The organism is Pedobacter suwonensis (assembly GCF_044762335.1).
Lineage (GTDB): Bacteria > Bacteroidota > Bacteroidia > Sphingobacteriales > Sphingobacteriaceae > Pedobacter.
In genome coordinates, this window is the sequence record NZ_JBIWEB010000027.1 from 29,960 (window position 1) to 52,135 (window position 22,176).

The 22,176-nt window shown below is 39.1% G+C and carries 18 protein-coding genes; 9 read left to right on the forward strand and 9 right to left on the reverse strand.

Annotation, left to right across the window (positions count from 1 at the left end; genetic code table 11):
- Positions 1-57: 57 nt before the first annotated feature.
- Both ACIQXP_RS24005 and ACIQXP_RS24010 read right to left on the reverse strand, forming a co-directional pair.
- A complete protein-coding gene (locus ACIQXP_RS24005) occupies positions 58-945 on the reverse strand; it encodes a bestrophin family protein (protein WP_387508354.1) in 888 nt (295 codons plus the stop codon).
- 5 nt (positions 946-950) lie between these two features.
- Positions 951-2,528 (reverse strand): glycosyltransferase family 39 protein, encoded by a 1,578-nt coding sequence (locus tag ACIQXP_RS24010; protein WP_387508356.1) that lies wholly within the window; start codon positions 2,526-2,528, stop codon positions 951-953.
- A gap of 685 nt (positions 2,529-3,213) precedes the next feature.
- Here ACIQXP_RS24010 and ACIQXP_RS24015 point away from each other — a divergent pair.
- The 3 genes from ACIQXP_RS24015 (at position 3,214) to ACIQXP_RS24025 (ending at position 6,206) form a co-directional block, all read left to right on the forward strand.
- Positions 3,214-3,495 (forward strand): TFIIB-type zinc ribbon-containing protein, encoded by a 282-nt coding sequence (locus ACIQXP_RS24015; protein WP_387508358.1) that lies wholly within the window; start codon positions 3,214-3,216, stop codon positions 3,493-3,495.
- A gap of 1,045 nt (positions 3,496-4,540) precedes the next feature.
- On the forward strand, positions 4,541-5,569 hold the full coding sequence (locus tag ACIQXP_RS24020) for a porin (protein ID WP_472977853.1): 1,029 nt from the start codon (positions 4,541-4,543) through the stop codon (positions 5,567-5,569).
- A 169-nt stretch (positions 5,570-5,738) separates the two neighbouring features.
- A complete protein-coding gene (locus ACIQXP_RS24025; RefSeq protein WP_387508360.1) occupies positions 5,739-6,206 on the forward strand; it encodes an MgtC/SapB family protein in 468 nt (155 codons plus the stop codon).
- A 460-nt stretch (positions 6,207-6,666) separates the two neighbouring features.
- Here ACIQXP_RS24025 and ACIQXP_RS24030 read toward each other — a convergent pair whose 3' ends face one another.
- Positions 6,667-7,923, reverse strand: a complete 1,257-nt coding sequence (locus ACIQXP_RS24030) for a hypothetical protein (RefSeq protein ID WP_387508362.1) — start codon at positions 7,921-7,923, stop codon at positions 6,667-6,669.
- A 101-nt stretch (positions 7,924-8,024) separates the two neighbouring features.
- Between ACIQXP_RS24030 and ACIQXP_RS24035 the strand changes: the two genes are divergently transcribed.
- From ACIQXP_RS24035 to ACIQXP_RS24055, 5 genes are all read left to right on the forward strand, one after another.
- On the forward strand, positions 8,025-8,696 hold the full coding sequence (locus tag ACIQXP_RS24035) for a hypothetical protein (RefSeq protein WP_387508364.1): 672 nt from the start codon (positions 8,025-8,027) through the stop codon (positions 8,694-8,696).
- Positions 8,697-8,898: 202 nt separating this feature from the next.
- Positions 8,899-9,813, forward strand: a complete 915-nt coding sequence (locus ACIQXP_RS24040) for an ATP-binding cassette domain-containing protein (protein ID WP_387508366.1) — start codon at positions 8,899-8,901, stop codon at positions 9,811-9,813.
- Between the two features lie 4 nt (positions 9,814-9,817).
- Positions 9,818-10,588 (forward strand): ABC transporter permease, encoded by a 771-nt coding sequence (locus ACIQXP_RS24045; RefSeq protein ID WP_387508368.1) that lies wholly within the window; start codon positions 9,818-9,820, stop codon positions 10,586-10,588.
- Positions 10,585-11,643 carry a sensor histidine kinase gene (locus ACIQXP_RS24050; RefSeq protein WP_387508370.1) on the forward strand — a complete coding sequence of 353 codons (1,059 nt, stop codon included), beginning with the start codon at positions 10,585-10,587 and terminating at the stop codon, positions 11,641-11,643. Before ACIQXP_RS24045 ends, ACIQXP_RS24050 begins: the two co-directional genes overlap by 4 nt.
- Positions 11,640-12,308, forward strand: a complete 669-nt coding sequence (locus tag ACIQXP_RS24055; protein WP_387508372.1) for a LytR/AlgR family response regulator transcription factor — start codon at positions 11,640-11,642, stop codon at positions 12,306-12,308. Before ACIQXP_RS24050 ends, ACIQXP_RS24055 begins: the two co-directional genes overlap by 4 nt.
- Positions 12,309-12,961: 653 nt before the next feature.
- Here ACIQXP_RS24055 and ACIQXP_RS24060 read toward each other — a convergent pair.
- Both ACIQXP_RS24060 and ACIQXP_RS24065 read right to left on the reverse strand, forming a co-directional pair.
- The gene (locus tag ACIQXP_RS24060; protein ID WP_387508374.1) at positions 12,962-14,398 is read right to left on the reverse strand and encodes a UvrD-helicase domain-containing protein; all 1,437 of its coding nucleotides are present in this window, start codon (positions 14,396-14,398) and stop codon (positions 12,962-12,964) included.
- Positions 14,391-16,067 carry an ATP-dependent nuclease gene (locus ACIQXP_RS24065; RefSeq protein WP_387508376.1) on the reverse strand — a complete coding sequence of 559 codons (1,677 nt, stop codon included), beginning with the start codon at positions 16,065-16,067 and terminating at the stop codon, positions 14,391-14,393. The genes ACIQXP_RS24060 and ACIQXP_RS24065 overlap by 8 nt, the downstream gene beginning before the upstream one ends.
- Before the next feature lie 443 nt (positions 16,068-16,510).
- On the opposite strand from ACIQXP_RS24065, the gene ACIQXP_RS24070 reads away from it, so the two are divergent.
- Entirely contained in the window at positions 16,511-17,314 is an 804-nt protein-coding gene (locus tag ACIQXP_RS24070; RefSeq protein ID WP_387508378.1) for a hypothetical protein, read from the forward strand.
- Positions 17,315-17,481: 167 nt separating this feature from the next.
- Here ACIQXP_RS24070 and ACIQXP_RS24075 read toward each other — a convergent pair whose 3' ends face one another.
- From ACIQXP_RS24075 to ACIQXP_RS24090, 4 genes are all read right to left on the reverse strand, one after another.
- Complete coding sequence (locus ACIQXP_RS24075; RefSeq protein WP_362222327.1) at positions 17,482-18,573, reverse strand: HNH endonuclease; 1,092 nt, start codon at positions 18,571-18,573, stop codon at positions 17,482-17,484.
- Between the two features lie 33 nt (positions 18,574-18,606).
- Positions 18,607-19,203: a hypothetical protein gene (locus ACIQXP_RS24080; RefSeq protein WP_362222324.1), complete on the reverse strand. Its 597-nt coding sequence runs from the start codon at positions 19,201-19,203 to the stop codon at positions 18,607-18,609.
- Positions 19,204-19,311: 108 nt separating this feature from the next.
- Positions 19,312-21,459 carry a hypothetical protein gene (locus ACIQXP_RS24085; protein WP_362222321.1) on the reverse strand — a complete coding sequence of 716 codons (2,148 nt, stop codon included), beginning with the start codon at positions 21,457-21,459 and terminating at the stop codon, positions 19,312-19,314.
- Between the two features lie 361 nt (positions 21,460-21,820).
- Positions 21,821-22,176, reverse strand: a 356-nt coding sequence (locus ACIQXP_RS24090; protein ID WP_387508381.1) for a hypothetical protein, incomplete at its 5' end; no start/stop codon positions are given.

The following is a 22,176-nucleotide window of genomic DNA, read 5'->3' on the forward strand; positions in this document are numbered from 1 at the left end:
ACGTTATTCTATTTAGATGTTATTCGAAGAAAATTTATTTTCACCAGTTTTGCTTTACTACATGATATAGTAAGTATCAGGCTGCTGTGGCTGAACGGGAGGCCTGGCGCCTGCCATTTCCATGATATTGCGTTCGATTGTCATTGAAAGTGTCGTCATCGGGGTGTCTGTTGGCAGATTTTCAAATGGATCCTGCATGAAGATTGCTGTCCGCTCAATCATAATGAATAAAACAGGTACCAAAAAGGTAAGCAGAATTTCCACAAACACGGATTTGTCTTCCAGACCAAACGGCAAAATGGTCATCAGTACATAGATCAGAAAATGGATGAGCACACTATATGACCTTGGAAAAATCGTGTTTTTAATCCGCTCACATTTCCCCATCGAATCACAAAGCCGAGCTATTGTTGAATCAACCTGTACCTGTTTATTAGGATTTATAGAAAAAAGCTCACTCATCAATGCCAGATCGTTAGAATGAATATCTAAAAGTAAATTTGGCCGATTGGCACTTTCCAGATTATTTTTCTCGAAATATTCTGCAACTTTTGGCGAAAAAGGAACCTTGCGCAGTGAATCTGCAAGCGTGTAACACCAGATACTCTGACGTTCTGCGTAGGATACCAGGAACCATTTAGCCTCGTCGCTTTTGGGTAGAAACTGCTTGAGCTGCCTGATGAGTGTACGACTGTCATTTACTATAGCACCCCAGACCACTCGCGCCTCCCACCACCGCTCATAAGACTGTGAAGTTCTGAACGCAAGTAATAAGGAAATGGTCGTTCCGACAAAAGCGGCGAGGGCCAAGGGTATTTGTATTTGTTTTAAGAAGCCATAGTGATCAAGAGTTCCTATTGTCATAGCATAAATACCAATTGTTAACAGGTCGTTCTTGATTAATTTGATAAAGTATAATACTGAGATTCTTTTTTGAGTAAGCATAGTATCTATTTTTTTAGATTAATATACGGATATGATGTTGACTTTTGTTTAATAAATGTTAATTGATGCTTCCGGTCTATCTGTGACATCGGGTTTTTTCCTAAAGGAAAAGGATTATAAAGATGACAGAGATAAACTAAAAACTTGCGGACAGGCTTACCATTTCGAAAAATAATAATAGGTTTTAATTGATTCACGCTTTGAAAATAAGGTTTTAGCTTTGCCGGGTTTGGTTCTCCCCTTGCAATGTTTTTAAACGTGGGATCTGAATCGATAAATATTGCGCATTTCCCTTTAAGTTTACTTAGGTTAGTGCCTATGTAATCAAAATGAAGTGCGGGTTCTCCAATAACATTCTGCCCCAAAACAAAAGAGTCACTATACAAGTTTAACGTGGCCGAAGACTTGTAGCTGTCGGCTGAAAATACAAAGTCGGCTTTGTATTTCTGCTTGTAGATTTCAGTTCTCTGCCAAAGTGCCCTCCATCCCACCCAGGTATCATCAGATTTTATCGGAAATGGGTAAAATAGAATTTCAGCAAGTAATCCTAAGTGTATAATAAATGAGAAAATAACCTGATATTCAATCCATTTTTCCTTTACGCTCGCGGCTATGAGAATAATGCCGGATATATATGCCGGCATGATCCAGTTTATCTTTACCCAATAGATTGGTGAAAGCAGGAAAAAGGTCAAGAATATGGGTAAGAAAAAACTTAAAAGAAATTTCTTTTTTTCTGGAAATACACGTTTTTGCCCCCAATCTTTGAGACTCAGATATACCCCACGCAACAGAAAGATAAATAGAACAGGAATGAGTAGAGCTAGTTGATGGCCTATCAAACCCAGGGTGAATCTCGGATTCAGCTCAAAAGAGCCGACGGATTCCAGTCGTTTTGAACCCTGAAAAGCAAATGAAGCAAAGTGGTTTTCGTAATTCCAAATAATCACTGGGGCGGAGACAAGTACCATTATGACTATGGTGAGCCAAGGCCAAGGAGAGAAAAGCCTATGACGATATTTTGTTGATATTAATAGAAATAGTATAAGTCCTGCAGGTAAAAAAACTGCTGTGTACTTGCTATCGAAAGCAAGGCCCATAAGTACTCCAGAATACAACCAATAAACCCTCCTTTCCTCGAATATAGCTCGGTAAAGGCTGTATAATGTCCATGTCCAAAAGAAAAGCAACGGCGCATCTGGAGTGGATATCAATGACAGGACACTCACCATGAGTGTAGACAATAATAAAGTAACTGCTTTACCTGCAATATTCTTTAGAAAGAAAAGACGTGCCAAAAGATAAACACTCAATACTGTAAGAGCTGAAAGTATTGAGTCACCCAATTTTATAGCTACTATATTTTTGCCAAAAATCGTCGTGGAAGCTTTAATCAACCAGGCTATTGCCGGGGGATGATCGAAATAAGACAGACTGGGATGTTGCGCATAGAAAAAATAATAAGCATCTTGAGGCATAGGCCCCATGATAAATATGGCACAAATTCGGATTAGAATAATGGCCATAAGCATATAAAATATCGCGGACATGCGCTGTTGCGAAATCCGTTTAAAAAAATCCATTTGAAAAGGTATAAGTAGCCCCTTGCTTTACCGACAAGGGTTTAATAAGAAAAATATTGGAAGAAATTGGCTAAACACAAGAAAGCCCCTTAGACTTGGAATGCATTTAAGCAGCTGTAATATGACATTCAGGAGGACCTCTATGGTTTAGCGCCTGGATATTGAATGACGTGGTGAAATTGGCAATCCACTCAAAATGTCCTGTAGATAGTTGACATTTATTTTCCAGCAATAAAAAATCAAACCGATTGATTAAATCGGGCAAAATCTTGAAATTTCTGTTGAACTGGACGCTTAAAAGAAAACTTTTGGGAGCAATTACACTATGCAAGGATGATTCATTTCCCCGAGACAAACCTCGCATCATCGTAGAATCATTGGCGTGAAATGTATGCGAATTGTCTGCAACAAACTGATCTATCAGGAAACTGAACGCAAATGCGATAGCAATATGAATCAATCTAAATTTCACAAGACAAATATAGACTTATATTTTATTCTAATTGTAAACTAAAAAACATATCTAATATCAAATACCATAAGTGCTATACATATTAAAACAAGTTACATACTGTATTAAAAAACGCCAAGTATTGAGGCTGAGTAAAGCTTTTTCATCGATAACTCAAACAGTTTGAAAAGATGATTGTTGCAATAATTGTTAACACAATTTAAATATAAAAATATGAAATGTCCTCATTGTAATGAAACATTGGTAATGTCCGAACGTCAGGGTGTTGAAATAGATTACTGTCCTAATTGCCGTGGTGTGTGGCTTGATAAGGGCGAGCTCGACAAAATTATTGAACGCACTTCTGATTATAGTGGCCCAAACCAAAGATCTCAACAGATTCCACAGCCCCATGCCGAAGAAATTAACCAACATGGACATCATAGTGAACGTCATGGTGGACACCACGGTAGCGGAAAGAGACGCGGATTCTTTGGTGACTTATTTCATTTCTAACACATCTGATTACCTTCGAGAGTAAGTGTAAAAGGATTCAGATCTAGGTGGTTAATATCTATATTTAAGATTTTTTCCATTATGAATTTATTGACCTATAGAAGGTGATTCAGTCATTTTTTTTAAAATTTTATCTTAGAATAAAGCAGCAAATTTTATATTTGAAGTAATTTTTCATAAATGAGACTAATAGTGCGCATATTTTTAGCAGGTTTCTATCTATTGATAGTTATCAACAGTTTTACACGTGAAAGTAGTCTCTTTCATTACGATCAGGATAATAAGTATTATAACGGGCATGGTGAGGTGTCTAGTGATGAGAGCGTAATTGAATGCGTTCAGTCATCTTTTGTTCAGCCCGCCAAAACTCCCACAGCTCAATTTAAAATAGTAAGGCTGCCCGTCTCAAACCTTTCAAAAAAAAATCCTTTAAATGATATTTGCTTCGAAGGCTTTCCTTACTATTCTCTCACTATACCTCTTTCTCTCACCAAAGTACCCCTCTTTATTAAGAAAAAAACCCTATTGATATAAAATATCATTTTGAATTGGATATTAGTTTAATCAGCTTTTAGTTTAAAGACTGGTCAAGCAGTTTTCGATTCACTCGGTCTGAAAAATCCAGACATCCCACTATTTCAACGAATAAGCGATTAAAATTTAAGCTCCAGACGAATACTGTCAATTTCCAATCCGATGTAACGGAAGGGAATTTTCTGTAAACTCTAAATAGGGTTTTATAATTCATTTAAATCTAAACCCTCCATCAGAAAGGTCAAATTTTAATTCGATTACCCTCATTTATATCAGGTTTTGCTGTGACCTACAATGGGATATAGCAAACATTTTATGATTTTAACATCACATATAATTAAATAGTATGAATAGATTGCTTTTGCTAATGAGTTTCTTTCTGCTCTCTTCAACTATAAGCTTTGCACAACATGACGAACAAGCAACTGTAGAAAACTTCAAGGGGATACAGTACTTGGGAGATGACTCTACCTTTTACATTAATTTTCGATTCAGAATGCAAAACCGAGCTATGTACACACTTACAAAAGGTGAAATACAAAATACGGAGCGTGTTGAAGCTAGAATCCGCCGTCTGAGACTAAGGATGGATGGCTTCATCTATAATTCAAAACTAACCTACAGCATTCAACTGGGTTTTACAAGGGGGGACCAGGATTATGATGACACCGACATTGTGAATATTGTACGTGATGCAGTTGTTTTCTACAACTTCACAGATAAATTCTATATCTCTTTTGGCCAAAGTAAACTACCTGGCAATCGACAGCGGGTGAATTCCTCAGGCGAGTTACAATTTGCAGAACGCTCGTTAGTTAACGCCAATTTTAACATTGACAGGGACTTTGGGCTTAAGGCATATTACTCACCTAAAATAGGTGGCGTTCCGATGAAGTTGAAGTTTGCCGTGAGCACTGGCGAAGGGAGGGTATCTACAAGCACCGATATGGGACTTGCCTATACAGGGCGCGCGGAGGTATTGCCCTTGGGAGAATTTAAAGGGAAAGGGGATTATATTGAAGGAGATCTTGCTTATGAACAATCCCTTAAACTTTCACTTGGCGGTGGATACAGTTATAATGACCGAACAACAAGAGCTGGTGGACAGACCGGGATTTATTTGAGCACCCCCGTCACACTGAAAACACAGTTTTTTGATTTTATTGCTAAATTTAGAGGATGGGCGTATCAATTCGAATATATGGAGCGCAATGCCACAAACCCAATACGACAGGATTTGAACGGACAAACTGCTAATGTATATGTAGGACACGGATTAAATCAACAGCTTTCCTATATCTTGAACAAAAAAAGTGGTTATGAGGTTGCAGGCAGGTATACCCGGTTAAGCCCCCGTAATGATATTCGGCAGTATGAAAAAAAAACAGAGGTTGTTGAGCTCGGACTAACTAGATATTTCCGGGCTCACCGGCTAAAATTACAATTGAATGCTAACTACCAGTTTAATGACGGGAAATTTAAAACTAATGCCCCTGGAAACATTTTTGGAGGCATTTTTCAGATAGAATTGGGTATTTAATGCAGTGTTGAGGTCACCATTACAAAAGATTGATATGAAGTAGTAACAATGAAAGAGGTAGAGATTTTTCGAGAATTGTCCAAACCGTACGGTTCTCGAGAATTGCAACGACAAATTCATATACACACATCAACATTCAACGAAATGATATTTTTAAAAGTTTAATGATATGGACTTAAATAACGAGTGGAATATTGTGTTGAGACTATTGCTGGCCTTTATACTGGGCGGTGTAATCGGACTAGATAGGGAGCGGCATTTTAGTAGCGCAGGAATACGAACTTACGCTGCTGTATGCCTTGGTGCAGCTCTTTTTACCGCCATAGGAGAGCACATGGGGAATATTGCCGCAGCTTCTCGTATCATTGCCAATATATTGGTAGGTATTGGTTTCTTGGGTGCTGGGATTATTTATAAAAATAACGAAACAAACAGTTCCCATGGATTAACCACTGCCGCTACAATCTGGTGTACAGCGGGCATTGGAGTTGCAGTTGGACTGAATATGTTCATCATTTCTATCGCATCTGCGGCAGGTATTTATTTTTTACTAAGTCTTCATCACCAGAAGTGGTATATCAACTGGAAAAATAAAATCAAACACGAGAACAAGGATACCCGTTTTGATGACGAATAGCAAGCGAAAGTTGGGAAATGTGATTTTTATCCCCAATTCTATACCCAGAGACAAAATGGTTTCTACCGGATGTGAGTAGGGTGAAATCTTTGACACTGAAAATTTCTAAATTCCTGTAATTTATGATGAGCAACTCCCGTTTACCTGGATTGTTGAAAAAAAAGACCGGATTTAGCATGGCTAAGGAAATGCCCGACTAGGGCTAGAAAAAACTGATTAAAGGATTCAAAAGAAGAAGAACAAAACAATGACAAATGGTTAACCATAATTCTAAAAGGTAACGCTATGCCCCCACTCTTTTAATTCGAACAAGCACAAAATCGACGGCTTATATATTTCATTTGAAGAGGTGAAGTGTTGACTATCGATCTGAAAAAAAGCTGGCGACTAGTTTGAGGAACTGGAAATCAGCTCGAAGAATGATTTTTGAGAATAAAGATAAACCATGAGTGAAGGAAAATCATTTTATAGCTCTACTCAATTTGAAGTTTTTCAGGATCCCGGTTCCTGTAAATGATATTCTAACGCCAACAATGTTGCCAGTACCTTGGATGGCTGTCCCCCTGTAAGCTAACTTTCCGTCAATAAAAACCTGAAAAGAGTTTTTCGTAGAAATACAGGAAAGTCTGACTAATTTGGAAAAGTCAACCCCAAAAGCAGAGAGGTCATTAGTGCTGCCTTCGAGCACATTATCCCCAAGCCTCACAATTGCCTCCCCCACACAGCCTGGTGATAGCAGCGGTATAGTGATCACTCCCCGGGTTCCTAGCAGTTGTAAAGATACACGCCTACAGGGATTATTCCACTCAAATGTATTTTGAAGATCCACCTGTAACATCAAATCTTTAACTGGAATTTCCCAACCACGATCGACCCGGGTAAGAACAAAGGTCGGAACGTTAGCAGTATAGTCGGTATAATTTATGTTTACGTCTTTAGGCGATATACCCAGCCAACCCTCATGCTCTACAGCTCCTCTCGGCAGGTAATATGGTAAGGGACTTTTTTCGATAACTCCCAGCCACCCATTCGATTCAATAAAAAGATCATGCTCCTTTACAACTGAATCATCCAATACGAGCTTCGCGCGATAATATCCTGGCAAATAGTAGGTGCTGGCAAATTCATGTTTATATTTGTCCACTCTTAAACGCCTTCGTGGATCCCAACTTTGCTGAATAAATACACTATCAGCATTCGAACTCGTCGCATCATAACGGAAGATTACGGTATTAGGCACTCCGAAAGCCAATGCCTTACTCGAAAAGAGGAGCTTTCCGTATCGCAGTCGCTTGGAACCGCTCACAGAGAATATCAGTGCAGCAACAAAAAACACTGCAAGTGAGACACTTGCAATAAGCCATTTTCGGGACAGTTTTTTTTCAGATACTGATTTTTCGGAGAAAATCGTGACCCCCGGTTCAATCTGTATAGGATTTCCCTTTAGATCCTGTGCGGAAGCAAAGGCGCGCCAGCTTTCAAAACCAATGAACTTGGCCAGTGTATTCAAAGTGTTCCGATTTGGCGAACTATCATACCTGACTTTTCCCCAAATGCGTTTGAGTGTACTGGAGCTGAGCATAACGCCGGTCTGTTGAAAAATGCGATCACTCAGTTTTTCAAAATCCTCCGACTGCCAGCCTTGACTATCGCCCCACTCCAGATGTTGTTCTATGCGCTGGGTGCAAAGAAAAACTAGCTCCTGAATTTCTGACATAATTTATATGAATCAACTTGCACAGATTTGAACAGCTCTGAAACACCACTAATTACTATCAAGTTCTAAAATTACTGGCAAATAATCAAAAACAATAATTCATGAACAAATTTAAAATTATAACATTAATTAGCAGCCTGCTGCTGGCAAATTTTAGTACTTACGCACAAAAGAGAATTTCCCCTGCGCTCAAAGAAGATAATCTTGAGGCGATTAATCGGAAATTTAGTATTAAAAACGATCCTACACGTTCACCTATAATCTATGTTGAGGCAAACCCAAATCCGGGAATCCTATGGATTAAAGGCTTGGATTTTGAGCTAGGTAGTATCGAGTTCGATGTTAAGGGAAAAGACGTCCTGCAAGAAAGCTTCGTAGGTATTGCTTTTCACGGACAGAACGATACCACATATCAATCGATTTACTTCAGACCATTTAACTTTAGAACAACCGATCCCGTACGCCGAAAGCACGCGGTTCAATATATGTCGCTGCCCAAATCAGACTGGCCCATCTTAAGAGAAAAATTTCCTGATCGTTATGAGGCGCCGATGAATTCCAGCATCAACCCTGAAGATTGGTTTCATGTGAGAGTGGAGATTTTTGCAGAGATAATTACCGTCTTCATCAATGGATCAAACTCCGAAATTTTCAAGTCAAAACCGCTTACCTCACCAAAAGTGGGTAAAGTTGGCTTTTGGACGGGAAACGGTTCAGATGGTTGGTTTACTAATCTAAAGATCATTCATCATCAACAGGCGACTAAGAATTGATAATAAAAACTTAATCCAAGGTACTAAAATAAGCCGACTAATAATTTGACTTATATGTACAATGATTAATAACCGACCGGCATGCTCTTCGCTAATTCAAATTAGTTTCAACTTGCAGAGTACTTCAACCATCATGCAGGACCAATAACCTACTTGCTCTAATAATTTTGTTTTTCCCCAATCTTAGACGGTCCTTTGCTTCATGAACAGTCCCTTTATTCTGGAAACGAGGAAACTCTCTTACAGCTATCGTGATGGCGAAAGAGTGATCGGCGATATCAATCTCAAATTGCCCGAATCTGCAATATACGGTTTTCTGGGCGCTAACGGAGCTGGCAAAACCACCACATTGAAGCTAATACTTGGCTTACTGGATCTGCAGCAAGGGGAGGTTATTGCGTTTCAACATTCATTCCATGATTATCGCAGGAATTGCCTTAGAAAAATAGGATCGATGATTGAATCCCCTTCGATTTACGGGCATTTAACTGCAAAAGAAAATCTGCTGGTTTTACAGCGCGTGTATAGGTGCGCGCCTTCCAGGATCGATCAGGTATTGGCTATGGTTGGGCTTTCAGCTGTAGGGGCAAAAAAGGCAGGTCAGTTCTCACTGGGAATGAAGCAGAGACTGGCATTCGCCATGGCCCTATTACATGAGCCTTCATTACTCATTCTTGATGAACCGACTAATGGTCTGGACCCAAATGGCATGATAGAAGTCCGCGAGTTCCTGATAAATTTGAATCGGCAGTTTGGAACAAGTATGCTTATCTCCAGCCATCTGCTGGCAGAAATGGAAAAGCTCGTCACCCATGTAGGCATTATCCATAAGGGCAAGTTGTTGTTCCAGGACACCTTAAAAGCACTTCAACTGATGCACGCGGCAAAATCGGGTTTTTTCCTCTCTACAGACGCGCCCCAAAGGACTTTTTCAATTTTAAGCGCCTCACGCATTCAACTGAGGCTAGTAGAGGATGGCGTCCTACTGAGCGTAAGCCAGGAAGATATCCCTAAAATTATCTCCCGGTTGGTCGATGCAAAAATTTCAGTTTATCAATGTTACCGTTTACCCAATGACCTGGAAACAATCTTTCTGGAGGTCATTACAAAACCATAATCCTATGTTCTCTTTTTTTAATAGCTTCCAAAGTGAATGGCTTAAAACCAGGCGGAGCCTGGCCTCCTGGCTAGTGGTGTGCGGCGCTTTTTTTACCCCTCTAATCCTTACGGTGGTCAGGACCGTTCATTATCAAGGCCTCAGTAAAGCCATCCATACTGCTAAATACTGGCAGATGCACTGGAAAAACTGCTGGGAATCTGTTGCTGTATTTTTACTTCCCCTTGGCGCGATACTGGCCAGTAGCCTGATCACGCAAATAGAGTATAAAAATAATAGCTGGAAACTATTGCACACCTCGCCCCAGCAGTTTTCCGTGATTTTTTTCGCTAAGTTTTCAGTTATCCTATTGATGATGCTACTATTTCTATTCCTTTTTAACCTGGGCATTTACCTCTCTGGCATCTTCCCGCCCCTGCTACGGGGAATTGGTTACCCGGACGCAAAAATAGATTCAAGTTACTTTCTAAAGGAAAATCTGAATTACCTGATTGGCTGTATGCCGATTATCAGTTTACAATACCTGATCAGTCTACAATTCAAAAATTTTCTAGTGCCGGTGGGAAGTGGGATCATCCTTTGGATCCTCTCGATTGGTATGCTAAGCTGGAAATTTGCTTACTGGCTGCCATATGGTTACTTGGCAATGAATTTTCTTCGTGATAAGCGGAACTTTGCACCCGGGGTATCATTTAACAGTTTTTCACTGGGTTATTTCACCTTGTTTCTATTGCTCGCTTATATTTTGTACATTCAGAAAAAAGACAAATCATGAGAAACTTATTGGTAACCTTGATGCATATTGGATACTGGTGTCTTTTTGCCTGTTCGCTGACGGCGGTATATTTTATGATAAATATCAGCCCCAAATCTCCCCATCCGGCAGCTTTAAGTACAGGAGAATTCAGGTACTGGATACAGCTGATGATAAGCTTTGCCCTAATGCCCGGATTGATGTGTTTTTATCTGCACTATGCATTACTCTTTAACGCATTTTTGCCAAAAAGGAAGATTTCGTATTTCGTGCTAGCCAGCGTGTTAACCGCCTTTATTTCTGCGCTGTCTGGCTTTGCGCTGGCATCCCTCATCATTGACCGTCCTAATCATTTTAGCTTTAGCCAAGGTTCCCGGCCAGCGAAAGAAATACTGCTGATTATCACAATACTTGCCTGGTTAAATGGCATTGCAGGAACAGTAATAAAAGGCTGCATTGCCTGGTATAGCGATATCCAGCTAAAGGAAAAATTGCACGCTAAAAACAGGGAAATAGAACTCGCTTTTGTAAAATCGCAGATTGACCCGCATTTTCTTTTTAACACCATCAACAATATCGACGTGCTTATCGGCAAAGACCCGCTCGCTGCCTCCGGCTATTTAAACAGGTTATCCAATCTGTTAAGATTCCTCTTATATCAAACCAAACAGGAGTTTATCAGCCTTGAACAGGAACTCACCTGCTTAAAGGAGTATATTGACCTTCAGAAAATCAGGACATCCAATTTAAATTATGTCGATTTTCAAACCGGGGAGATTGAGCCCGGATTACCGGTGCCCCCTATGCTATTATTGTCTTATGTCGAAAATGCTTTCAAGCATACCGGAAACCACAAAGCCAAAGCCACCATAAAAATTTTGGTTAGCACCAATGCGGGGACAATACGCTTCCAGTGCACCAATTCGGTTTTGGGTGAAAATACAGCTATCAGTCGTGGAGGGCTCGGTAATGCGCTGATAAGAAAAAGGCTGGAACTGCTCTATCCAAACAGGCATCGTTTGAGTACGGAAGCTGAAGGAGATTATTATAATGTTAAACTGGAAGTAAGTTTATGAACTATATTATCATAGAGGATGAACCCTTAGCAGTTGAGCGTATTCAGCTGTTCACAAAACAGATTCCTTTCCTTAAGTGTATGGCTGTGTTCGAGGAGGCTTTTAATGCAGTGGAATTTCTTTCATCCAATATCGTTGACCTAATTTTTTTAGACATCCATATCGGCAAAATTTCCGGAATTGAATTTCTAGAAATAGCACGTCCCGACGGTCAGGTGATCATCCTGAGCGCATTTAGTGAATATGCGTTGAAGGGCTTTGAATTAAATGTGACGGACTATTTGCTTAAACCTTTTTTATTTGAACGTTTTTACCATGCGGTCAAACGAGCAAAGGATATTTATGACAAAAAATTTGATAGCAAAGTGATCTTCATCAAATCAGGCTATAAACTAGAAAAAATATTCTTATCCGAGTTGCTTTTCATCGAAGGTGACAGAGATTATAGAATTATTTGCACGCAGAGTAAATCTTTTAAAACCCCTGAAACATTCACCGATCTGGAACGAAAACTGAGCCCATCAAGGTTTATTCGCGTACATAAATCATACCTAATTGCCCTAGACAAGATCGACTTCTTTCAAAACGACATGTTAAAAATTGGTGGTCAACTCATCCCTGTATCTCAAAGTCATAAAAAGGCCCTGCTTTCGAGACTTCGCTAATCGACCACACGGATACCGGCTCGGAAAGCATGAGTAGACTACATCCTTCAGCCTTCCTTGTTAATGTATCCCGCCCAGCCGAAAGCGAAAAACTTCGACGACTTAATTATTTTTTTTGCTGGAGATTTCGGTTTCATTGACCAGATTCTTCCGTAGCGGATTGACCAGTCCAAGAAAACACATGACTCATTTGGAGCATATTAATTATCAAATTGTTGAACTGGTCCATTTAGACTGAAAGAGACTGATCTTAAATTCCGAAATGAGTTGATCACACTAGCAAAATCGCCAGCGTGAGCGATTTTAATGGAAATCCCGCTGGTACGAGGAATTGCAATGGAAAGCGAGATTCAAAGAACACGCCATAATTTTAAGTCAATTAAATTTATCCAAAATCGCATTCAAAAACATTTTGTTATCTTTATTGATGAGGGAATTAGAGCCACCCTTTGAACTTGAGTTCAATGAGCGGACGTTTCGTATTTGATCTTTCTGTGATGAACCTAGTCGGTAAAAAAGAGATGCATTCAACATTCCCAACACTGAACAAGCAGGTACAAGTCCGTGAAAGTGTCAATGTAGACACCAAGAACGCTTTTCATGGAGGAAGAAATTTCAAATAATGATAAGGAATAGCCAGTCAGAAAAATTAATTAGTTTGTTATGACGTTAATTGTGCTGCTTTTAGATACAATGATTAATCGTTTTGCTGCCCTGGTAAAGGCTACATACAAGTGTTTAATATTATTGAATTTGTGGGCATCTAAAACCAGAACTGTGTCGAATTCAAGTCCCTTGGTGAGCAAAGTTGTACCTATACACTTAATATTTGCTTTTCTACCAAACCGCCGTATAGAATTCCTTACTTCAACCATTGCTTCAGTAACTGTTATATTTCCTGAATGAGCCAAGTCCAAAGCCTTGCAGAGACATTGAAAAACTTCCCTCCTATAACACCTTAATTCTGGTAATTTATCTATTTCCTTTAACGCTTCTTTAAATTTTATATAAGAAACATTTATATCTAAACTTTGAATAATTTGTTTAAGCTTGGCGATAGCATCCTTATCTGCTTGCTTATTTTTTGAAATCAGTCCTCTTTCATTAAACCATTTACCAAGGACTGTCTTATTGAAAAGCGGTAGACAAACTGTTCTAAGAGTCACTGCCGATGACCCGATTATATGCTGGTCAAACTTTTGAGCCAAGTTATAAAAATCTTTGTCGTCAATTGACTCTAATAGAACAAGTCGATTTTTGAATTGCTTGACAAGCTTTAACCGCGGCCCAATGCTGTGGGAGGTTGGATGCAGAATCAAAATGTTTTGTTCCTCCAGCAACTTGCTGACCAATCTATAGTAGGGCTTTGTCGGCAAATAGATATCCGATTCGTCGAAAGAGTAATGTACAATCGATGGATAATGGTTTAGATTTACTGGATTACCGAGAAGTAATTCGCATCGCAATTTCTTCAGGTCAAGTCCCAATTGTTCATTGTTCCCTCTCAACCAACGCTGAGGTTCAGTCAATTCATACCTTTTATCCAAAAAGCCAGCCATTTGATCTTCGCATTCAAGATCAACTATCGGATCGAGTGGTTCAAATTGAAAAATACCCTGTAAGGGATCTCCTAAAAACCTAGTCGGAAATAAATTAGAAAGGGCTAAGATAAGCTTGTGTTGCTGAAGTGTACAATCCTGATATTCATCAACAAATAGCGTTCGATAGCTTCTGGACAACACTCTTTGAACTGGTTTAAGTGCAAACAATTTAAGAGCCTTTGCTATGATGACCTTAAAATAGTCACTTTCGACTGGGTCGGGAATTTCATTCCGTTTACCAAATGAATAAACATAACGCTGGGCAAAGCCAGAAATAGTTTCGATATGGAATGAACTGCTAGGAATTGAGGCTTTTTTCAGTTTTTCCTTAATTGATGCCAGTCCAGCGTGTGTATGCGTTAGGATAAGATGTGTGCCATTCTCCTTCAATTTTTCCATTGAGGCGGCTATAGTGTGCGTTTTTCCATATCCAGCGGGCGCGATGAGTATGGCTTTTTTTTGCCGTATGAAGTCGTCAATATCAAACATTGTCAATCCATTTATTCAACTGCACCAGCTGGTCATGTAAATGTGTACCGGTAAAGTCATTCATATTTTCACAACAGATCGCTCCGATCTTCTCTCCGTGATCGGTTCTCTTAAACCAAGCCTGTTTTCCTTCTGTCGAAGCTTTGCCAAGCGCTATTCTTAAACTGGCTGTATCATTAGCAAAACCATCAAGAGGGAATGCTCCAGAATGATATTTTGAAACTTGGGCAATAATCTCAGCTTCTGTCCGCTCAAGCTTCCGATACTCTAAAAGTTCAAGAACACCTTTCCAATTGAGGTCTGAAAAAATCTGATATTCCAATGCATTGTTAACTTCAGTATCGATAATTTTTATGCCTTGTGCCTTCAACCCCAACTTTTTATCGTTGACCTCCATTAAATCTGAATCACAGAAAATACAGACGTCATAACCAGCTTTATTAAACCTCTCAGCATACTCAATCTGAGATGATCCATTACCGTTAGCTAGTCGAATACCTTTCAGCGCGATACTCTCTTTACCATTATTTTTTCTGAAAGCATTAAGTGCCCTTAGAAACCCTACTTCAGTAGGCCCTTCGCAGACTATGACTCTATCAGCGAAAAAAGCTTCCGGATTGCTTCGAAGGCAACCTTGCATTTCTGAATCAAAATGATAGAGCGCACTTCCACCATTCTTCATTCTAAATAAATTGTGTGCTTTTAGTTCAACCAACACATCGCGGGAATGCGTCGTAATGAACACCTGTCCATTATTGGAGTTCTTTAGAACGTTCGACAGATGCTGGGCTCTATCTGGTTCCAGTCCCTGTTCTATTTCATCTATTAGCAATATACCACCATGCTTCATCAACTCAGTTTGAATTGCGATAGAAATTAGTCTCTTTGACCCCTTTCCTTTTAACCTGAAGGGGATTTTATCATCATGTAGACAAACTTTTCCATCTTTTATATTTAGGTCCCTAACGTCTATGGTAGTTTTTGCGCTGGAAATATTTGCACCTAGAAACGCTGCAGCTTCTTGGACTTTCCCGGTTGTCTCATTTAAATAAGAAAACCCTGTACTACTGTCGATATGTATTTTAGCACTACGCATTTCATCAATGATGATGTTTTTATTTTGTGCCTCTTCCTCCCCCTGTTTAAAAAGTGAGTAGAGTGGATTTCCTTTATTCCATGAAAAGTGCTTATCTAAGTAGTCGGAAACTAAAAAAACATTAAATTTCGCTCTATCAGAGCTTTTGATTTCTGCAGGATCATGGCGATCGCAGATCACTTCCCAAAGCGGCTCCAAGTCTCTGGTCACAGTCAATCGGATGGTGATCGCATCGACGTGTTCATCCTGAATTTCATCAGATATAATTCCATTTTCAGGATCAACCCCGCGAAGATAGTTCCCAAACTTATGATCCCGCAATAAATCTTCTGGTGGTTCTGACAGCGAAGCTTCGATGAGAATCACATGCTCGATATCTCCATCATAAAAATCGGCGTCAGTAAATACTAAATTCCAGTTTGGAGATAGCACTATGGATATTGCCTCCAAAATAGTTGTCTTCCCAGAATCTCCCCTCCCGAGTATACAAATAAAATCCTCGTCTGCGAAGCATTGTTCAAAATTCTTTATACCGCGAAAATTGCAGATTTTTAGTGTATGAATTTTAGGCATTGATGAAGCGTTATGGTATTAGTCCTGCAAGCAATTTAAGCAAATTATTCTTGACACACCTCACCTCTGCACTATTATTTGACATTAGTTAAAATATCGAAGTAGATGTTTATAAACGAAAGTTGCAGGCGAATAGAAAATCCATAAATAGCGGCAATGAGCCTAAACAGAGATGAGTTTATTGCAGAAACAAACGTATGCTGGCGTCACGCGCAGCATATAGGTTCTGCTTCCCAGATTGTTGCCCAATTACAATTGGCCCACTTAGCGGTCGTGAAGACAAAGTATCAATACTAGGCGAGGCAGCACGCATTAATGCTGCTCCACCCGGTGGCCAGTTAACTTAAATTTGATCCGCTGCCTACCGCCCGAAAAACTTCTGCTTTGAAGTTTACTTCCAGCACAAAAAAAAACTAATTTTAAAGCCCAAAATAATGTAACATATGAAATTAAAACCAAACTCTGCAGCGTTTCCACCTGCCCTAATAAGCCACTGGGAGAAATCAGATGGCATTAATTTTGCCATTGCATTGGCCAGAATCACTGGCTGGATGCTTCAGGTAGATTGGTTAACAGGCAGCCAGGAAACGACCGAGAATGAAATGATACCCGTTCGTGTTTATGTTGAGACCAATCAGGATGTCGTTTTTGATTTTACGGGGAAAAAGGGCATTATGGCCTTCAATCAGTATGTTATCCGTCGAGTTGCAGCATCCAGGGTTAGGCCGGATAAGACTTATATATCAACCCGTTGTTATCAGGAAGAGAACCTATTAGAAATGCCACTGCGGGTAAAGGCCAACGAGGCTGAAATCGAAAGGGCTACGAAGGCCATTTTTGCCAATCCCAGTTTTCTAGCGTTAATCCCGAAAAGACAAAATCCGGAAATTCCAGCCTATCTTGCTTCCAAATTTTCGCATGGCAACTGCATTCCCTTTGCTCAGGCTTTATCTGAACTAACGGGTTTACAGGCAATGGGCATCTCTGTATCCCGGTACCATCCAGATTGTGGAAACAAACTTGGTTTTTGTCATGTAGTAATCCTACACCCAGATGGCAGTGTGGAGGACTCTTGGGGAAAACAATCTTTACAGCAAGTGTTAGATAGATTTTACATTCTGGAATATACGATGAATAGGGATATCTACTTACTTCATCAAACGCGTCAGAAATTTGAATCTGCCCAATATTATGAGGATGCCTATATTTTAGCAAAATCACTCCTGAAAGAAAAAGCAGATAATTAAGCGTTGGAGATTGTACGTTATGATTTGTCCACCAGTTAAAATGTTCTGCAGGATGGAATTATTCCTCAAGGCCCATAGTGAGATGTTTCTTACTGCTGATATTTGTACTGGTACTTGTCATATCTATGATAAAGGAAAGGAATAAAAATTAAGGAAAAGCCAGATTTTTAACCCATGGGTTTATCTGGAAATTTCATTTCAGTATCCATTTTCCCGAAAATGAGCTTAACAATTTCATTATCTGCAAGATTCTTATCTGTCCATCTTTCGTTTATGGTATCGTATCCCTTTAGATTTTTTAGCTGGCCTGGATCAAAATTAAGATAGATAAACCCTTCTTCTGCCTTTCTTTTTTCAAGACTGGTGAAGTCTACCTTATTTGAAAAGAATGGTGCATGTCGATAGGGTTGGAAGAAAAATGGTGGACAAAATTTTTGTTGAAGATCTACCTTCCCTTTCATGTAGTCATCACAAATATTACCTGGGAGTAAGAACTCAAACATCATATTTCCAAAATACAGCATGCAGACATGTGAGATAAGTTTAGTTGACGCAGTCACTCGTTTGAACATTCGTATTTCTGGCCTTGGATAATCTAAAGGCAGGGTATATTCCTGAACTGTTGCAAATATAGAAAAATGCTGATCTAAAGAATTACCCAGTAAAAATATTCGTAGCGGATCATCATGGGCAATCTCACTTTCAGGCAATAGGCAATAAGCCATTTTGCAAAGGATTTTGTAAACGTTTATCGGGGTATAAGGGCTCTTCTTATATGATAATTTTGCGCTTCCCGTGGTGATGTTGACCTCCATTGGCATACCCTCATTTTCAACCTCTGTAACTTTTGCCCCGTACATAACGGTTGGTTTAGCACTTAAAGGGCTTCCTGGAACATTAAACTTTGGTACTCGGTTTTTTTTACCCTCTCTGGAGAATAAACTATTCAACGGTCCGAGGTAAGCGGATAAATCAGTTTCAAATGTAGAAAACCTGCTGTTACATGTGTCACACTCATCCTGACAAATTAGATTCTTGTTACCCAAGAATTGAGGAATCAAATGGGCATCCATTTTAAAATTGACTTCGGGCATCCGTTTTTTACAAAACCTGCATGTACGGTCTTTTTTGGGTATCCACTTCTTATTTGCCTCCTCGGGGCAGCTAACCAACACCTGGATGGCATAATCCTTTGCAAATTCCACCATACTATCCAAATGTTCAGGATTTGTATAGTAATTTAGCTGACCATTATCCATAATTAACGAAGGGTGCTATTCTCCTAATCTAAATTACGAGTTTTTATTATCATCGTCCGAAACAACGGTCTCAACATTCGCTACATGCATTAGATAATCCAGAAAGATAGTTGAGCCTGTTTTCACATCCTTTTCATCAATGTCCTTTCCGTCAAAATCTGCATTAACTTGAATCTCAAAATTAATAACCCACCATTTTTCTATTTTATTCAATAACTCTTGTGCTTTTTGCAATAATTCCATATTTACATCTACATTCTCGTCAATCAAAAGCAAGACCGGTCGATGGGCAATCAAATTCCTATGTTTGCGTATTTTCTCAAGAGAGCGAATATCTTTTTTAGTTATTACGCCATTGTCCATCAACCAAAGACATGAAGAATAAAATAAGTGGTAGTCTGGCGCTCGCCTTCTATTGATGTTAGGAATAACCTTATCCAGAATTTCAGAACGGTATTCGTTACTAATTTCGTACTCAAATTCACCTTGGGGATTGAGTATTGAATTAGGACAAAGAAACCCTTTTATCTTTTCCTGAATTGTAGATTTCAACATTTCAAAACTTGTTACAAACAATGACGCAATAAGCATATTGCGTTTCAGCAAAGCTGGGTTCATTAGTTTTTCCATGATCCGAGATAATATTAAGGTTTACTTAAAGGTACAAAATACCGGTAATTAATCAGCCAATAAAACCCCAAAACCGTTTAGTAACCATTAGTCGTCTTAAATATGTATTTAAATCTGAGGTAAGTCTTTCACGATCTCAGATAAGCTATCAGTTGCCTCCTTCATATTTATAAAATAAGATTCATATAAAATTGTCTCTTGAGCTGTTTGATATCTCTGTACAAAAGATTTCAAGCTATTATAAATATGTTGATAGTGGATAATTTTTTCATCAAGGTACAATTCCAGATCCAATGCTGAAAAGCGCTTTCCGGTCCATAGACAGAAATCCCCTTCGTTGGTTCTCATAATTCCGGACTTAACAAGGTTATTTACCTCATGAATATTACGTACTGGATGCTGGTAAAGGTTACCGTTTAAAAGCCTATTGCTAGTGACGACCATAGTTCTAATCTTAATTTCTGGCGGCAAGGCTTTTCCAAAGCGTTCACTCAATTTTCTTCTTAGCTCTCCATTTTTGAAACTAATGATTGCCTTATCCAATTGAAGCTGCGCCTTTTGAATATAATCGTATGTTGTCCTCAACTCATGGACCGACGTAGGTAGTAAGGTATGCTTGCATTCAACTAACACCAATAAATCATCAAGCAAAAAAGCAAGGTCGACTTCACTCGTACCATAAACCACACCTTTTGTGCATTCAAGGCCAACTTCACCCAAAGCTTCACTGAGATCCTCAGTTAAGGCGTCTACCGATCCATCGGAAAGAAGATTGGTATTATTTCTTTTATATTGACTGGCATATAAATTTCTAATTGTATTAGAATGTGAGAAAACAGAGATTGGTAGAACAAATACGCCATCGATGAAAATGAAATTGTGATATTGTATATCGAAAACTCCTTTCATTTGGGGCTCCCAGATCAACAAATCGAGAAAGTCTTCAACTTTATCATCTGTCAATATCCCATCAAGCACTTTGTATAGAAATTGTTCGTCAAAAATTGGAACCATTGACCTTATGATATCAGCTGTCTTTGCACCTTCCAACTTGAAGAGTGCTTTTTTCATCATCTGCTCCATCATTACCAATATTCTTCGGATCTTAATAAACTCCATTAGCGTTATCGAACCCTTAAGTACTTTTTGAAGAGCGTCTTCACCAAAAAGCTGTTCCTTGAAAATCTTATTCAAATGATAAACCTCCTCCTGAAACAAAGCATCCTGACTGAGATAATTATTGATTATGTCCCTTGGTTCTCCATCCGGAAGCCCGAGTACATATCTCGGATAGTTATGGGTATCTGTATATTGCAAAGTAGATTCCGGGAAGTTTTCCAGCATCATATCGCTTAACTTGTCGATAGATTCTGCAGTTTCAAAGACAGGGTCTTTCAGTAGCAGCATCGCGTCATTTAATGCCTGGAGATCATGTCTGATATACCCTAATCTCATTGATTTTTCAAAGTCGACAGATTGCGGACATAAACGAAGTACTCCATTCTGCTCCCTGACCAAAAGATATCCGAAATTGTCAATCAAAATTTCTATCTCCTTATAGTCTTCTAACTGACATGCAAGCGAGATTATTGGCTCAATCTCGTTATTGGTAATAAATTCAGGGGCAGCAAACCGAACATCCTCTTTTCTTAAAGGTTTAATAGAATTAATGAGAAATGTGAGATAAGAAACAGCTGAGCAAAAATCTTCCTTGGTACGTGACTGGTAGCTAAGGCGATCTTCATCCTCATTGTCAGGCATGTAATCAATTAAAAATTGAAATTCAACAAATGCAATTAGTGTTTTGAAGAGCGAGGATTTTGGATATTTCTTTTTGAAATTTCGAATCTCATTATGTATCCCTGAATTGAGTTCATTAAAATGTTTGTGAATAAAAGAGAAATTGGAAATACTGGTGAAATAATTTAGGGCTTCCGATGCTGTAGGACTTTGCATTTCCAAAAACCCAATCGCTTCATTAACAATAGATTCAACTATACATTTTTGACCGATAAAACTGGAATATCTGAAAACGCCTTTGGACTTAATAAAATTCAGCGTAACATCTATATCGTAACCGAGGCATATAAATAACATGTTTCGTGACTGGATATACCTTCCGTCTGTGAGGGATGTTGCGAATTGCTTCAAAAGATCTTTGTGGTCCTTCTTTGTAATGTTCAGCATTCCTGATTGAAAGAGTTTTATAATGCTTTCTGCATTCTGATTCTTTAATTGAATTTCTTTGAGCGTCATTTCAATGATGTTTGTGTTTTTAAATATGGGGAGCTAATATAATACAAAACCAATCGCTTCAACACCCCATTTTTCTATTCTTAAACTGGGCCATCGTGAGATAAGTAACAATGTTTGCAGTTAGTGAGACGAAGGGAAGATTGAAATAGATAGCCTTAACTTTAGTAGTCTTAGGGTATACATTTTCTAAAGCAGAAACTTGTGGTAGAATCATTCAGATTGGGTTATTGGCTAACCTTTCTAACATGTCTTTCATCGGTAGGGCCGAATTCTGTAGCGATTTGCCTTAGGCTATAATTTTCACTTTTCAGGCGTCGTGTGATGAGCGTTTTTCGGCACTGACTGATATAATCCCTCAAAGTCATGCCGCTGTAGCGTTTAAAGTAAGGGCTGATGTAATCAGCGGTAGTGCCAAACTGCCTAGGCATGAGGTAGACAGTAGCTGTTTGAGTTGATAGATGTACTTGTGGATAGAGCAGTGCATTGTAATTAGCTGAGCCAGGATTACTACCATATTGTTGAGCGTAACAGATGAAAAAAATAGTTTGAGGAAAGATAAACCTTTAAATGATTTACTCAAAATTATTTTTGCCGAGGACACAAAAAGATAGCTAATGTGCACAATCTGGATAAACCGCTTCAAATTGACCCCTCTTCGCCACTTTAAAAAGCCCCCCTTTGCCGAGTTAATTTGATAAGGTCCGCCAAAGCAAAGAG

Bases quoted from the DNA above. Each gene is read 5' to 3' on its own strand.
- ACIQXP_RS24005 (WP_387508354.1), bottom strand. From the start codon at position 945: ATGCTTACTCAAAAAAGAATCTCAGTATTATACTTTATCAAATTAATC.
- ACIQXP_RS24010 (WP_387508356.1), bottom strand. From the start codon at position 2,528: ATGGATTTTTTTAAACGGATTTCGCAACAGCGCATGTCCGCGATATTT.
- ACIQXP_RS24015 (WP_387508358.1), top strand. From the start codon at position 3,214: ATGAAATGTCCTCATTGTAATGAAACATTGGTAATGTCCGAACGTCAG.
- ACIQXP_RS24020 (WP_472977853.1), top strand. From the start codon at position 4,541: ATGTACACACTTACAAAAGGTGAAATACAAAATACGGAGCGTGTTGAA.
- ACIQXP_RS24025 (WP_387508360.1), top strand. From the start codon at position 5,739: ATGGACTTAAATAACGAGTGGAATATTGTGTTGAGACTATTGCTGGCC.
- ACIQXP_RS24030 (WP_387508362.1), bottom strand. From the start codon at position 7,923: ATGTCAGAAATTCAGGAGCTAGTTTTTCTTTGCACCCAGCGCATAGAA.
- ACIQXP_RS24035 (WP_387508364.1), top strand. From the start codon at position 8,025: ATGAACAAATTTAAAATTATAACATTAATTAGCAGCCTGCTGCTGGCA.
- ACIQXP_RS24040 (WP_387508366.1), top strand. From the start codon at position 8,899: ATGAACAGTCCCTTTATTCTGGAAACGAGGAAACTCTCTTACAGCTAT.
- ACIQXP_RS24045 (WP_387508368.1), top strand. From the start codon at position 9,818: ATGTTCTCTTTTTTTAATAGCTTCCAAAGTGAATGGCTTAAAACCAGG.
- ACIQXP_RS24050 (WP_387508370.1), top strand. From the start codon at position 10,585: ATGAGAAACTTATTGGTAACCTTGATGCATATTGGATACTGGTGTCTT.
- ACIQXP_RS24055 (WP_387508372.1), top strand. From the start codon at position 11,640: ATGAACTATATTATCATAGAGGATGAACCCTTAGCAGTTGAGCGTATT.
- ACIQXP_RS24060 (WP_387508374.1), bottom strand. From the start codon at position 14,398: ATGTTTGATATTGACGACTTCATACGGCAAAAAAAAGCCATACTCATC.
- ACIQXP_RS24065 (WP_387508376.1), bottom strand. From the start codon at position 16,067: ATGCCTAAAATTCATACACTAAAAATCTGCAATTTTCGCGGTATAAAG.
- ACIQXP_RS24070 (WP_387508378.1), top strand. From the start codon at position 16,511: ATGAAATTAAAACCAAACTCTGCAGCGTTTCCACCTGCCCTAATAAGC.
- ACIQXP_RS24075 (WP_362222327.1), bottom strand. From the start codon at position 18,573: ATGGATAATGGTCAGCTAAATTACTATACAAATCCTGAACATTTGGAT.
- ACIQXP_RS24080 (WP_362222324.1), bottom strand. From the start codon at position 19,203: ATGGAAAAACTAATGAACCCAGCTTTGCTGAAACGCAATATGCTTATT.
- ACIQXP_RS24085 (WP_362222321.1), bottom strand. From the start codon at position 21,459: ATGACGCTCAAAGAAATTCAATTAAAGAATCAGAATGCAGAAAGCATT.